13 protein-coding genes and 1 pseudogene are annotated in these 13,649 nt (G+C 70.8%); 6 read left to right on the top strand and 8 right to left on the bottom strand.

The features are described from left to right. Positions 1-85 precede the first annotated feature (85 nt). Positions 86-4,255: a HAMP domain-containing protein gene (locus PV796_RS19100; RefSeq protein WP_274914507.1), complete on the top strand. Its 4,170-nt coding sequence runs from the start codon at positions 86-88 to the stop codon at positions 4,253-4,255. Further along, positions 4,252-4,878 carry a response regulator gene (locus tag PV796_RS19105; RefSeq protein WP_274914508.1) on the top strand — a complete coding sequence of 209 codons (627 nt, stop codon included), beginning with the start codon at positions 4,252-4,254 and terminating at the stop codon, positions 4,876-4,878. The genes PV796_RS19100 and PV796_RS19105 overlap by 4 nt, the downstream gene beginning before the upstream one ends. A gap of 67 nt (positions 4,879-4,945) precedes the next feature. Here the strand turns inward: PV796_RS19105 and PV796_RS19110 are convergent, their stop codons facing one another. After that, positions 4,946-5,776, bottom strand: coding sequence for a helix-turn-helix domain-containing protein (locus tag PV796_RS19110; protein WP_342456921.1), 831 nt, complete (start codon positions 5,774-5,776; stop codon positions 4,946-4,948). A gap of 355 nt (positions 5,777-6,131) precedes the next feature. Beyond that, the gene (locus tag PV796_RS19115) at positions 6,132-6,542 is read right to left on the bottom strand and encodes an ATP-binding protein (protein ID WP_274914510.1); all 411 of its coding nucleotides are present in this window, start codon (positions 6,540-6,542) and stop codon (positions 6,132-6,134) included. 109 nt (positions 6,543-6,651) lie between these two features. On the opposite strand from PV796_RS19115, the gene PV796_RS19120 reads away from it, so the two are divergent. Beyond that, on the top strand, positions 6,652-7,500 hold the full coding sequence (locus PV796_RS19120) for a helix-turn-helix domain-containing protein (RefSeq protein ID WP_274914511.1): 849 nt from the start codon (positions 6,652-6,654) through the stop codon (positions 7,498-7,500). Next, positions 7,497-7,760, top strand: coding sequence for a DUF397 domain-containing protein (locus PV796_RS19125; protein WP_274914512.1), 264 nt, complete (start codon positions 7,497-7,499; stop codon positions 7,758-7,760). Before PV796_RS19120 ends, PV796_RS19125 begins: the two co-directional genes overlap by 4 nt. Before the next feature lie 10 nt (positions 7,761-7,770). Here PV796_RS19125 and PV796_RS19130 read toward each other — a convergent pair whose 3' ends face one another. Further along, on the bottom strand, positions 7,771-8,322 hold the full coding sequence (locus PV796_RS19130; protein WP_274914513.1) for a SigE family RNA polymerase sigma factor: 552 nt from the start codon (positions 8,320-8,322) through the stop codon (positions 7,771-7,773). 171 nt (positions 8,323-8,493) lie between these two features. On the opposite strand from PV796_RS19130, the pseudogene PV796_RS19135 reads away from it, so the two are divergent. After that, positions 8,494-8,595 (top strand): annotated as a pseudogene (locus PV796_RS19135) (IS5/IS1182 family transposase); the annotation flags it as partial. Positions 8,596-8,653: 58 nt separating this feature from the next. Here the strand turns inward: PV796_RS19135 and PV796_RS19140 are convergent. Further along, a complete protein-coding gene (locus PV796_RS19140; protein WP_274914514.1) occupies positions 8,654-9,076 on the bottom strand; it encodes a Rid family hydrolase in 423 nt (140 codons plus the stop codon). A 47-nt stretch (positions 9,077-9,123) separates the two neighbouring features. After that, positions 9,124-9,798 (bottom strand): HD domain-containing protein, encoded by a 675-nt coding sequence (locus tag PV796_RS19145; RefSeq protein ID WP_274914515.1) that lies wholly within the window; start codon positions 9,796-9,798, stop codon positions 9,124-9,126. A gap of 71 nt (positions 9,799-9,869) precedes the next feature. Between PV796_RS19145 and PV796_RS19150 the strand changes: the two genes are divergently transcribed. Beyond that, the gene (locus PV796_RS19150) at positions 9,870-10,835 is read left to right on the top strand and encodes a GlxA family transcriptional regulator (protein ID WP_274914516.1); all 966 of its coding nucleotides are present in this window, start codon (positions 9,870-9,872) and stop codon (positions 10,833-10,835) included. A 149-nt stretch (positions 10,836-10,984) separates the two neighbouring features. Here PV796_RS19150 and PV796_RS19155 read toward each other — a convergent pair whose 3' ends face one another. From PV796_RS19155 to PV796_RS19165, 3 genes are read right to left on the bottom strand one after another with little or no spacing between them, the layout of a single operon-like run. Further along, on the bottom strand, positions 10,985-12,151 hold the full coding sequence (locus PV796_RS19155) for a lipid-transfer protein (RefSeq protein ID WP_274914517.1): 1,167 nt from the start codon (positions 12,149-12,151) through the stop codon (positions 10,985-10,987). Next, positions 12,148-12,582, bottom strand: coding sequence for a MaoC/PaaZ C-terminal domain-containing protein (locus tag PV796_RS19160; protein WP_274914518.1), 435 nt, complete (start codon positions 12,580-12,582; stop codon positions 12,148-12,150). Before PV796_RS19160 ends, PV796_RS19155 begins: the two co-directional genes overlap by 4 nt. Beyond that, positions 12,579-13,649 (bottom strand): acyl-CoA dehydrogenase family protein, encoded by a 1,071-nt coding sequence (locus tag PV796_RS19165; protein WP_274914519.1) that lies wholly within the window; start codon positions 13,647-13,649, stop codon positions 12,579-12,581. The genes PV796_RS19160 and PV796_RS19165 overlap by 4 nt, the downstream gene beginning before the upstream one ends.

The raw sequence follows: 13,649 nt of genomic DNA on the forward strand, positions 1-13,649 counted from the left end.
CGAGCCCGACGGCGCCGCAGCGGCTGGACGGCCCCGCACACGTTCGGTTCGAGTTCGGTCTCGATCACTGGGGGGATGGTGTGCCATGGCGCCCGACCCGACCCGGCCCGAGTCCGCGGCGTCACCCCCGGACCCCCGCCACGACGGCCAGTGGGTGCGCACCAGCGAGCTGCGCCCCCTCCTGGCCGCCCTGAACGCCCTGCGCGACGGCGACTTCACCGCCCGCGTCGGCCGCCCCGAAGACGGCGCCCCGGTCGACGGCGTACTGGCCGACATGACCGACGTCTTCGCCCAGATCGTCGCCCGCAACGCCCATCTCGCCACCGAACTCCAGCGCCTGCGCCGCGAGGTCGTCCGCGAGGGCCGGCTGGACGAGCGGCTGCGCGCCAGCCCCGGGCAGGGCGGCTGGACCACCAACGTCGAGGCCGCCAACGCCGTCCTGGAAGCGCTGGTCACCCCGGTCGCCAAGGCCACCCGGGTGCTGGACTCGATCGCCGACGGCGATCTGACCCGGCACGTCGATCTGCACGACGGCAGCCGTCAGCTCCGCGGCGACCTGCGCCGGCTGGGAAGCTGCGTCAACCGCGTGGTCGACCGGCTCTCGCTCTTCACCGGCGAGCTCACCCGGGTCTCCCGCGAGGTCGGCATCGAGGGCCGGCTCGGCGGCCGCGCCAAGGTCCAGGGCCTCTCCGGCGACTGGCTGCACGTGACCGAGGCGGTCAACACCATGGCGTCCCGGCTGACCGCGCAGGTCCGGGACATCGCGGTGGTGACCACGGCGGTGGCCCGCGGCGACCTCACCCAACAGGTGACGGTCGAGGCCACCGGCGAGCTGCTGGAGCTGAAGCTCACCGTGAACACCATGGTCGACCAGCTCTCCGCCTTCGCCGACGAGGTCACCCGCGTCGCCCGCGAGGTCGGCACCGAGGGCCGGCTCGGCGGCCGCGCCCAAGTACGCGGCGTCTCCGGCGTCTGGAAGGACCTCACCGACAACGTCAACTTCATGGCGTCCAACCTGACCTGGCAGGTCCGCAACATCGCCCAGGTCACCACCGCCGTCGCCAACGGCGACCTCAGCCAGAAGATCACCGTCGACGCCCGCGGCGAGATCCTCGAACTCAAGTCGACCATCAACACCATGGTCGACCAGCTCTCCGCCTTCGCCGACGAGGTCACCCGCGTCGCCCGCGAAGTCGGCACCGAGGGGCAGCTCGGCGGCCGCGCCCAAGTACGCGGCGTCTCCGGCGTCTGGAAGGACCTCACCGAGAGCGTCAACTTCATGGCGGACAACCTCACCACGCAGGTCCGCAACATCGCCCAGGTGTCCAGCGCCGTCGCCGAGGGCGACCTCGGCAAGAAGATCACCGTCGAGGCCAAGGGCGAGATCCTCGAACTCAAGTCGACCATCAACACCATGGTCGACCAGCTCTCCGCCTTCGCCGACGAGGTCACCCGCGTCGCCCGCGAAGTCGGCACCGAGGGCAACCTCGGCGGTCAGGCGCAGGTCCGGGGCGTCTCGGGGGTCTGGAAGGAGCTCACCGACAACGTCAACTCCATGGCGCTGAACCTCACTTCGCAGGTCCGCAACATCGCCCAGGTCACCACCGCGGTCGCCAACGGCGACCTCACCAAGAAGATCGACGTGGACGCCCGCGGCGAGATCCTGGAGCTCAAGGACACCGTCAACACCATGGTCAAGCAGCTGCGGGCGTTCGCCGACGAGGTCACCCGGGTCGCCCGCGAGGTCGGCACCGAGGGCCGGCTCGGCGGCCGCGCCCAGGTGCACGGCGTCCTGGGCGTCTGGAAGAACCTCACCGACAACGTCAACTCCATGGCGGACAACCTCACCTCGCAGGTCCGCAACATCGCCGAGGTGGCGACGTCGGTGGCGCGCGGCGACCTCTCCAAGAAGATCGACGTCGATGCCCGCGGCGAGATCCTGGAGCTCAAGACCACCATCAACACCATGGTCGACACCCTCTCCTCGTTCGCCTCCGAGGTGACCCGGGTGGCCCGCGAGGTCGGCAGCGAGGGCCAACTCGGCGGCCAGGCCCGGGTCGAGGGCGTCTACGGCACCTGGAAGCAGCTCACCACCAGCGTCAACGAGCTGGCCCTCAACCTCACCACCCAGGTGCGCGCGATCGCCGAGGTGACCAGCGCGGTCACCCAGGGCGACATGTCCGGCTCGATCACCGTGGACGCCCGCGGCGAGGTCGCCACCCTGAAGAACAACATCAACCTCATGGTCGCCAACCTCCGCGAGACCACCCGCGCCAAGGACTGGCTGGAGTCCAACCTCACCCGGATCGCCGGCCTGATGCAGGGCCACCGCGACCTGGTCGAGGTCGCCGACCTGATCCTGCGCGAGCTCACCCCGCTGGTGAACGCCCAGTTCGGCGCGTTCTTCCTGGCCGAGGCGGGCGCCGAACCGGGCGAGGGCCTGGAACTGATCGCCGGCTACGGCACCGGCCGCCCCGACGGCCAGGGCGCCCTGAACCGGATGCGGCGGGGCGCCCCCGCCTGGGGCCTGATCACCCAGGCCGCCACGGAACAGCGGCGCATCCTCGTCGAGGCGGTGCCCGGCGACTACCTCACCATCAGCTCCGGCCTCGGCGCCGCCGCCCCGGCCAGCGTCGTCATCTTCCCGATCCTCTTCGAGGACCAGGTCCTCGGCGTGATCGAGCTGGCCTCCTTCAGCCGCTTCAGCGAGGTGCACCTGGCCTTCATCGACCAGTTCGTCAACACCATCGGCGTCTCCATCAACACCATCATCGCCAACTCCCGCACCGAATCGCTGCTCTCGGAATCCCAGCGGCTGACCGCCGCACTCCGCCAACGCTCCGACGAGCTCCAACTCACCAACGCCGAACTGGAGGAGAAGGCCGCGCTCCTGGCCACCTCCTCGCAGTACAAATCCGAATTCCTCGCCAACATGTCGCACGAGCTGCGCACCCCGCTCAACTCCCTGCTGGTGCTCTCGCGACTGCTCGCCGACAATCCCGACGGCCATCTCGGCCCGCAGGAAGTGGAGTTCGCGGTCACCATCCACCGCGCCGGCTCCGACCTGCTCCAGCTCATCAACGACATCCTCGACCTGTCGAAGATCGAGGCCGGCCGGATGGACGTGCACCCCAAGGCCCTGCCGCTGAAGAAGCTCCTGGACTACGTGCGGGCCACCTTCCGCCCACTGACCGTCGACCGCGGCCTCGGCTTCGACGTCCACGTCGGCGAGGGCGTCCCCGAGGAGCTCTACTCCGACGAACAGCGCCTCCAGCAGATCCTGCGCAACCTGCTCTCCAACGCGGTGAAGTTCACCTCCACCGGCGGCGTGGAACTCCGCGTCGAACGCGTCCCGGAGAGCCGGTGCGGCCAATTCGAGGAGGCGTCCCTGCGCACCGCCGACACCGTCCTCGCGCTCTCCGTCAAGGACACCGGAATAGGCATTTCCCCGGAGAAACTCGACGGCATCTTCGAGGCGTTCCAGCAGTCCGACGGCACCACCAACCGCAAATACGGCGGCACCGGGCTGGGCCTGTCGATCAGCCGCGACATGGCCGCGCTGCTCGGCGGCCGCATCAAGGCCGAGAGCCAGGTGAACGTCGGCTCCACCTTCACCCTCTACGTCCCCGCCCGCTACACCGGCCCCTCGGCCGCCCCCGTCCCCACCCCGCACAGCGCCGGCCCCGCCGAGGCCGCACCCGCCACCCCGGTGGGTCCCACCGAGGGCGGCGACGTCACCTGGCCCGAGGCCACCCGGCTCAAGGACTGGCTGAGCGGCCCCGCCGGCCGCGTCCTGGCCGGCCGCCGCATCCTGATCGTCGACGACGACATCCGCAACGTCTTCGCGTTGACCCACGTCCTCGGCCGGATCGGCATCCACGTCAAGTACGCCGAGAACGGCCGCGAGGGCCTGGAGGTCCTGGACCGCGCGCCCGACGTCTCGCTGGTCCTGATGGACATCATGATGCCGGAGATGGACGGCTACGAGATGATCCGGGCCATCCGCCGCACCCCCCGCTTCGCCGCCCTCCCGATCATCGCGCTCACCGCCAAGGCGATGCCCGGCGACCGCGAGAAGGCCATCGAGAGCGGCGCCGACGACTACATCCCCAAACCGGTCGACGTGGACCGCCTGTTGTCGGTCATCTCCCGGCTCCTGGACCCCCACCGGACACGGCCGACCCCCGAGGACCCGCCACCGGCCGCCGACCCGCCCGACACCACCGACGAGGGAACGGAGGCGCCACCGTCATGACACCGCCCCCACCCGACACCGCACCCATCCTCATCGTCGACGACATGGAGGAGAACCTCATCGCCCTCGAAGCGGTCCTGGGCTCCCTCGCCACCAAGGTCGTCCGCGCCCGCTCCGGTGAGGAGGCCCTCAAGGCCATGCTCCGCGAGGAGTTCGCGGTCGTCCTCATCGACGTCCTGATGCCCGGCATGAGCGGTTTCGAGACCGCCGCCAACATCAAGGGCCTGGACCAGACGAAGGACGTCCCGGTCATCCTGCTCACCGGCGCCGCCGTGGACCCCGACTACGCCTACCGCGGCTACACCGTCGGCGCCGCCGACTTCCTCATCAAGCCCTTCGACCCCTGGCTGCTGCGCACCAAGGTCAACGTCTTCCTCGACCTCTACCGCAAGAACCACCAACTGGCCGCCCAGACCACCCAGTTGAAACGCCTGCTGACCGGCCCGTCCGGAAGCCCACCGCCGCCGCCACCCCCCACCGACACCGCCGCCCTCGCCGATATCGCCAGCCGCCTGGCCCAGATCGAACTCCTGCTCCGCGACGCCCGCGACGCCGAGTCCACCGGCCTCGCCGACCGCATCGCGGCCCTGGAAGGGGAGGTGGAACGCCTGTTGGCGGGGTGAAGGGCGCAACGCAAAACCTCCACCGGGACGCCCGCCTAGGCGTACCGCGGCGGGTCCCGCGTTCATGCTAGGCGTCCTCTCCGTGCTCGGGCCGGCAGTCGCGGCAGCGTGCTGGGCCAGGGGAGCGGATGGCGCGCTCGCAGCCCTCGCAGTTGTGGAAGGGAACGGGCGCGGGACGGGCGGGTTCAGGAGGCGGTGGGGTCTCGGGGAGGGGTGGCGGTAGCAGCGCCGTCAGGCGGTGGGCGAGAAGGCCCGCCGGGTTGCGGAGGGGCGCCGGGAGGTCGGCGCTCAAGGCTTTTCGGACCGCCTCCGGGGGCACCTCGCGCTCCAACCAGGCGGCCACGCCCGGCGCGAGACGCTCGATGTCCCGTACGGGGAGGAGGAGTCGGGGGTCGTCCCGCCGCAGGTTGGCGAGCAGGGCCGTGGCGGTGGCGAGGTGCCGCGGGGTGCGGGGGCGGGGCAACGACGGCCTCGCCTTGGGCGTAGGCGCGGCCCGCTTCGGTGGGGCCGCAGCCTCGCTCCGCGCAGGGGCCGAGGGCCGTACGGGCACGGACTCGGGCACGGGCTCGGGCTTGGGCTTGGCTAGCCGCACCCTCCGCGTCCGCGTCGGCGTCGGCCTCGGGTTGTTGTACGAGGTCGTGACCGTCACCAGACGGCCATCGTCTAAGCGCTTCGTCACCCGCTTCAGGTACCCGTGCCGCTCCAACTCCCGCAGGCCGGTGGCAATCCGCTCGCGCCCCTCGGGAAACCGCTGGGCCAACGAGCGGATGTCGACCTGCGAGCCCTCGGGCAGCGAGAGGATGTACACCGCGAGGCCGATCGCGCCGAGCGACAACTCGTGGTGCTGGGCGAGGTGATCGCCGATGATGGTGTACCCGGGCTCCTGGAACTCGGTCACCTTGTGCAGTCCTGCGGAGGACCGGTGTTCGATGTACGAAGCGCCCGTTCGCGCGCTAGTCTTCTTCTCATCCATCGGGAAGGTTTCGGCTTCCTAGGTGGTTAGGCCCTCGACCGGGATGCCAGCCCGTCGGGGGCCAATTGCTTTGCCGGGCTTGACTGTTGCCCGGCTTGGTTGTTGACGAGCCTGCACCGCGACGCCACCGGAAAGCCAGCCGAGAGCCCCTGGATCACCCCACCGGGTGACACAGGCGTGCGAGCCTGTGCGGTTCGGTTTGGTTGGTTGGTTTTTTCCCTACCGGTTATGGGTTCTTGGAGCGTCCCGTCTCGCCGGAGCCCGCTCCGCCGGCCTCCGGTCAGCCCCACATCGGCAGGTCGAACTCCGCCCACACGGTCTTGCACGGGAACGGGCCGCGGACCGTGCCCCAGCGGTCCGCGAGCAGGCCGACGATGATCAATCCGTGCCCCGACTCGCCCTCCGCCGGCGCCCGTTGGAACGGGATCCGGTCGCCGCGCGCGTCCGTGACGCCGATACTGAGCGTGTCGGCATCGGCGGCCAACGCGAGGCGGAAGTCCCGTCCCGGGACGCGTCCGTGCGAGACGGCGTTCGCGGCCAGCTCGGCGATCACCTGAGCCGGCACCTCGAACGGCAGTCCCCAGGAACGGAGTTGCTCGGTGCCGAGGAGACGCGCCAGGCGTGCGCCCCGGCGCGTGGCGGAGAGTTGGACCCTGAAATGGAGCTTGGGCTCGGCGATTTGTTGCGTCACGTCACTTAGCGTGGCTGCGCGCACCTACCCTGACCAGTAACGACGTCGACACGTTCGGTGATGTCCAGGAGCTGGACAGGACGTCTCGGCTGTCCTGGAGGTGAGGCGCATGCACGGCGATGTCACGGACGACTCAAGCTGGGCACTCGATCCGGACGATGACGCCCAGCCGTCCGTCGAGATGGTCGGACGGCAGCTCAAGCTGTGGCGGACGGCTGCCGGTCTACGTGCCGCCGACTTCGCGAAGTTGATGGGCTACAGCGAGGGCTTGATCTACAAGATCGAGCGGGGAACGCGCATCCCGCGGCCGGAGTACCTGGCCAAGGCGGACCAGATCCTCAACGCGGGCGGAAAGCTCGCCGGGATGCGGGACGACGTGGAGAGGGCCCGATACCCCAAGAAGGTCCGGGACTTGAAGCGTTGGGAGGACGAGGCGGTCGAACTGGGGGCGTACGAGAACCACAACCTGTACGGGCTCTTGCAGACGGAGGAGTACATGCGAGCGCTGTACGAGATGCGGCGCCCGGCCTGGTCACCGGACGAAGTGAATCGCCTGGTGGCGGCTCGTATGGCACGGTGGTCGATTTTCGAACGCACTCCGGCTCCCGCGCTCACATTCGTCCAGGAAGAGGTGACCATCAGGCGCCCCCTCGGGGGGAGAATGGTGCACCGGCGACAGCTCGAACACCTGTTGGAGGTAGGCCAGTTGCGGAACGTTGAGATCCAGGTGATGCCGACGGACCGCGAGGACCACGCAGGCATGGGTGGTCAGATCGAGGTGATGAAGTTTGCTGACGGCAGTGCCGTCGGCCACTCGCTGAACCAGTTCGGCACCCGACCCGTCTCTGACCCAAAGCTGATCCGAATCCTCGAACTGCGCTATGGAATCATCCGATCTCAGGCCCTCACGCCCCGGGAATCGCTCGCCTTCATCCAAAAAGTGGTGGGAGAAACATGACCCTCAAGCCTTCTGCCCGGACTGCATCCACGCTGGAGTGGTTCAAGAGCAGCTACAGCAGCGGCAATGAGCGTGACGACTGCGTCGAAGTGGCCTGGACCAAGAGCAGCTACAGCGACAGCAGCGACATCAACGACTGCGTTGAGGTAGCCGCAACCCCCTCCACCATCCACATCCGCGACTCAAAGAACGTCGACGGCCCCCACCTTCACGTCCCCCCGGGCGCCTGGGTCGGCTTCGTCGCGTTCGCCAGGAGCTAGGCGCAAGCCGTTAGACGGCGACCCGGCTCAGGCCCAGCATCGCCAGCTCAGGGTCCTCGCGGAGCTTGGCCAGGGCGCGGGAGACCGCGCTCTTGACCGTGCCGACCGAGACCTCCATGACCTCGGCGGTCTGGGCCTCGCTGAGGTCCTCGTAGTAGCGCAGGACGACCATCGCGCGCTGCCGCGCCGGCAGGCGCATGATCGCGCGCCACATCGCGTCGCGCAGGCCCTGGAGTTCGGCCGGGTCCGGCGCCGGTATCGGGTCCGGCTCGGGCAGCTCGTCGCAGGCGAACTCCTCGACCTTGCGCTTGCGCCACTGCGAGGTGCGGGTGTTGATCAGCGCGCGGCGCACATAGCCGTCCAGCGCGCGGTGGTCCTCGATGCGCTCCCAGGCCACAAAGGTCTTGGTGAGCGCGGTCTGGAGGAGGTCTTCGGCGTCGTTCGGGTTGGAGGACAGGGACCGCGCGGCGCGCAGCAGAACCGGCCCCCGGGCCCGTACATAGGACGCGAACGACGGGAACGTCGCGGGCGTCGAGGCGCTTGTGCACACTGACGTGGTCATGTGTTCCACGCTAGGAGTGGGGAAGGGCGAGGGCGTCGGCCCAGGGTGCCGAAGCGTCGTCCGCCTCAAGTTGTACGGGCGGCCTCCCTCTCACCTCCTCAAGGCGGAGCGCGAGGGATACTCCCCTAGGGACTGCCCGGCGGACCAGGTGACTTCTCGCCCTCTGGCCCGTTGGCGGCCGTCCTGACCGATGCGGATGCCGAGGGCCGCATCAACTGGTCGATGGTGGGCGTGGGTTCCACCGCCTGCCGGGCCCACCAGCACGCCGCGGGAGTCTTCGGCTGGGAGTTCTGCGGCGTACGGGCGGGCTCCTGGGCCCGGGAGCGGCGGTCTACCGAGGTGCGTCGGGATACGCGGCGGTCGCGCGGATTTCGACGAGGAGTCCGGGGCTGGCGAGGCCGCTGACCCCGATGATCGTCCAGGTCGGGTAGGGCGCTTTGACCAGGCGCTGCTTGGCCTCGATGAAGCCGGGCAGGTGCTGGCGGATGTCGACGTGGTAGCTGGTGACGTCGACGAGGGCGGAGGCGTCGAGGTTCTCCAGCCGAAGGATCTCTTCGATCTTCAAGAGGGCGATCTCGGTCTGCTCTTCGATGGTGTCCGGGATGGTTCCGTCGGCGCGGCGACCGATCGTTCCGGCGATGAACAACAGGCCGTGCGCGCGGACCGCGGCGGAATAGCCGAAGCTCTCGAAGGCGCTGGTGGTTTGCCCGAAGACCGGGTTGTCCTCGGGGACCTGAACGGTGTGGACGGTCATTGTGGTGCTTCCTCTTCCTTGTTGACGGGGTCGTGGAGTCCGTGGAGTCAGTTGCCCCAGCGGGACGAGCGGGCGGCGTGCTCCATCCGGGTCCGGCCGTAGGTCTCGCGTTCGCGGAGGAATTCGCCGGGGATCGCGTACCGGGGTGCGTTCTTCGGGTTCTTCGCGGCCTGCGCGACGATCGCGTCGGTGAGTGAACGGACCATCTCCAGCCGTGGATAGGCGGCGTGCACGGCGTCGGCCTGCTCGTCGCTGACGGCGTCGGCGTGGTCGGTACCCATCGGGCCGCCGAAGTCGAGGCCGACGCCTGCGCGGACGAGTACGCACAGCGTGCCGCGGCGTTCCGCGATGCCCGGGGAGGTGTGCAGGGCGATGGCTTGCCAGACCTGGTCGGCGTCGGCTGCGGCTACTCCGTGGTCCATCAGGAATGCGGCGGCCCGGTCGGCGCCTTCGACCTCGAACCGCTGGCTGTGCGGGCCGTCCGAGGCCACGCCGAGGTCGTGCAGCGCGCACGCGGCGAACAACAGGTCGTCGTGGTAGTCGTGGCCGACGGTCAGTCCGAGGCGGCCGGCAGCCAGCCGGGCGAACAGGTAGCTGCGGATGCTGTGGTTGAAGACGGACGGCGTTTCCACCGGTCGGATGAGGTTCACGACGGCGTCGGCAAGCGGCGTGCCGGGCAGCGTGATCGGGTCGGTGGTCGTCTCGTGAGGAGATTCGGTCATGTCTTCAGCCTGGCCGTGACCGCCCTGACCTGGTGAGAGGCAAAATTTCCTTACTTCGTTAGAATCTCGCCATGACAGTGCATCGAGTCGCGGTCCTGGCGCTGGACGGAGTCACCCCACTCGACCTGGCGATCCCGACGCAGATCTTCACCGCGCGGCCGGAAACCCCCTACGAGATGACCCTGTGCGCGCTGGAGGCGAAGGTGGCCACCACTGCGGGCTTCACACTGGTCGCCGACGGGGGCCTGGAACAGGTGCGCGCCGCCGACACCGTGATCGTGCCGGGATTCGAACCGAACCACCTCCCGTTGCCGGACGCCGTGCTCGATGCACTGGCCGAAGCGCGCGACCGGGGCAGGCGTGTGGTGTCGATCTGCACGGGCGCGTTCGCGCTGGCCGCGGCGGGCGTGCTGGACGGGCTGCACGCCACGACCCACTGGAAGCACATCGACGACTTCGAGCGGGACTTCCCGGCCGTCACGGTCGACCGCGACGTGCTCTACGTCGACGAGGGCGAGGTGCTCACCTCGGCCGGGGTGTGCTGCGGCATCGACCTGTGCCTGCACATCGTGCGCCGCGACCTGGGAGCGGAGGTGGCCAACCAGATCGCCCGCGGTCTGGTCGCCGCCCCCCACCGAGACGGTGGGCAGGCCCAGTACGTGCCGGCTCCCGTCGCGGTGGCCGGTCAGGCGTCGCTGTCCGGTACCCGTGGATGGGCCCTGCACCGGCTCGGCGAGCCGCTCACGCTGCGCGTGCTCGCCCGGCACGCGGGCGTCTCGCAGCGCACCTTCATGCGCCGGTTCAGCGAGGAGACGGGCACGACCCCGTTGCAGTGGCTGCTCAACGCCCGGATCGGCAGGGCGCGGGAACTGCTGGAAACCACGGACCGCTCGGTGGAACAGGTGGCGCGGGACTGCGGGTTGGGCACGGCAGCCAACCTGCGGCTGCACTTCCGGCGCGCGCTGGACACCACCCCCACTGCCTACCGCCGCACCTTCACCCGCTCGACGTCGCCAGCGGTCCCGCGCTCGGACTGAGAGCGGACTGAGAGCGGCCACCACGACGCCGAAGGGTTGGTGGAGCCCCTCCGACGCTGCTGAGGGTGGGCGTCTTCCAGGGGGTGAGCGGAGGTGCCGCGGCCTAGGGCCGGTCCGGTGGGGCAGGCCCTAGTCGCCCCCGACCGCGGCTACCCCGCCCGCCCCAACACCAGCCCCGACGTGGGCACTCCGGTGCCGGCCGTGACCAGGACGTGGGCCGCGTCGGGGGCCTGATTCGGGCTGGTGCCCCGGAGTTGGCGGACCGCCTCGGCGATCCCGTTCATGCCGTGCAGATACGCCTCGCCGAGCTGGCCGCCGTGGGTGTTCAGGGGAAGGGCGTCGGCGGCCACGAAGTCCGCGGCCTCGCCCCGCCCGCAGAAGCCGAACTCCTCCAACTGCATGAGGACGAAGGGGGTGAAGTGGTCGTAGAGGACGGCGACGTCGATGTCGGCGGGGGTCAGGCCGGAGGTGCGCCAGAGCTGGTCGGCGACGACGGTCATCTCCGGCAGGCCGGTGAGGTCGTCGCGGTAGAAGCTGGTCATCTGCTCCTGGGCGCGGCCGGCGCCCTGGGCCGCGGCGGTGATCACCGCGGGCGGGTGCGGCAGCTCGCGGGCGCGCTCGACGGAGGTCACCACCAACGCCTGGGCGCCGTCGGTCTCCTGGCAGCAGTCCAACAGCCGCAGCGGCTCGACGATCCAACGGGAGGCGGCGTGGTCGGCGAGGGTGATCGGCTTGCCGTGGAAGTACGCGGCCGGGTTGCGGGCGGCGTGCCGGCGATCGGTGACCGCGACATGGCCGAAGGCGTCCGGGGTCAGGCCGTGGGCGTGCAGATAGCGCTGGGCGGCCATGGCGACCCAGGACGCGGGGGTGAGCAGACCGAAGGGGAGGTTCCAGCCCAGCGCGGCGCCCTCGGCGGACGGTTCGCGCCGCTGGACGCCGGCGCCGAAGCGGCGGCCGGAGCGCTCGTTGAAGGCGCGGTAGCAGACCACCACGTCCGCCAGGCCGGTGGCGACCGCGAGGGCCGCCTGTTGGACGGTGGCGCAGGCCGCGCCGCCCCCGTAGTGGACCCGGGAGAAGAAGGTCAGCTCGCCGATGCCGGCCGCCTGGGCGACGGTGACCTCGGGGTTGGTGTCCATGGTGAAGGTGACCAGCCCGTCGACGTCGGCCGGGGTCAGCCCGGCGTCGGCCAGCGCGGCCTGCACGGCCTCGACGGCGAGGGTGAGTTCGCTGCGCCCGGAGTCCTTGGAGAACTCGGTGGCGCCGATGCCGACGACGGCGGCCCGGCCGCCGAGGGCGTCGGGGCGGTGGCGGCTCATCGGCCCTCCCCCGGGACGCTGACGGTGACCGTGCCGGTGACGTGGTGGCCCAGGCCGTTGGTCCCGACGATCCGCACCTCGCTGGTGTCGCCGTCGACGGCGGTGACGGTACCGCGCAACACCATGGTGTCCCCGGGGTGGTTGGGGGCGCCGAGCCGGATGGCGACCTTCCGCAACACGGACCGGGGGCCGAAGTGGTCGGTGACGTAGCGGCCGACGAGGCCGTTGGTGGTCAGGATGTTCATGAAGATGTCCGGGGAGCCCTTCTCCCTGGCGGCCTCGGCGTCGTGGTGCACGTCCTGGTAGTCGCGGGAGGCGATCGCCCCGGCGACGATCAGGGTGCGGGTCAGGGGCAGGGTGAGCGGCGGGAGCTCCAGGCCCACGTGGGGCGCGGGCGTCGGGCCGGCGTCCCGGGCGGCGTCGGGGGTCATCCTTGCGGCTCCTTCGTCAGCAACGCGCCCAGTTCTTCCAGGAGTTCGGCGCCCGCGCCCAGGTACGCGTCGAGCTGCCGGCCCCAGAGGAAGTGCCGGTGCACGGGGTGGTCGAGGTCGGCGCCGAGGCCGCCGTGCAGGTGCTGGCCGGTGTGCACCACCCGCTTGCCGGCCTCCGAGGCCCACCAGGCGGCGGTCAGCGCGTGCGCGGCGGCGTCCAGGCCCGCGTCCCGGCGCCAGGCCGCCTCGTAGGCGGTGACCCGGATCGCCTCGGTGTCCATGTACGCCTCGGCGGCCCGCAGTTGGACCCCCTGGTTGGCCGCGAGCGGGCGGCCGAACTGCTCGCGGGTGGTGGTGTGCGCCACCGTACGGGCCAGCGCGCCCGCGCAGACGCCCGCCTGGAGGCCGGCGAAGGCGGTGCGGGCGGTGCCGAGCACCTCGTCGTGGGCGGCGGGCGGCGGGGCGTCCGCGGCGCCGCCCAACGGCTCGGCCGGGGCGTCCCGTAGGGTCAGCCGCCCCGCGGACCAGGGCGCGGTCGTCGCCACCGGCTCGACGCCGACGCCCGGGGCGTCGGCGCGGACCAGCCACAGCCGGCGCCCGGCGTCCGGGACGAGTAGCAGGGTGGCCCCGCACAGCCAGGGGACCACGGGCACGGTGCCGGTCAGCCGGGCGGCGTCGGGCGGTCCCGCGGCGACCACCCGCGGCCGGCCCGACACCCCCGCGAGGGCGCCGGTCGCCACCTCCGTCCCGTCTTCCAACCCCGGGAGCAGCCGGGCCCGTTGCTCCGCGTTGCCGTGCGCCTCGACGGCCAGCAAGCCGTACGCGCAGCTCGCCGCGAACGGCACCTGGGCTGTGGTCCGGCCCTGTTCCTCCAGCATCAGCACCAGGCCCAGCAGCCCGGTCTCCGCCACCGCACCCGGGAGCCCGGCGGCGCACAGCGTCTTCCACAGCTCCGCGTCGACGGCGCCGCCCAGGCCGGCCAGGCGCTGGGGCGTGGACCGGTCGCCGAAGATCTCCGCCGCCAGGGCGGCCGCCGCCCGCTGCCCCTGGGTTGGCGTGAAGTCCAT

It is taken from the genome of Streptomyces sp. WZ-12, assembly GCF_028898845.1.
In the GTDB taxonomy this organism is placed as follows: Bacteria; Actinomycetota; Actinomycetes; order Streptomycetales; family Streptomycetaceae; genus Streptomyces.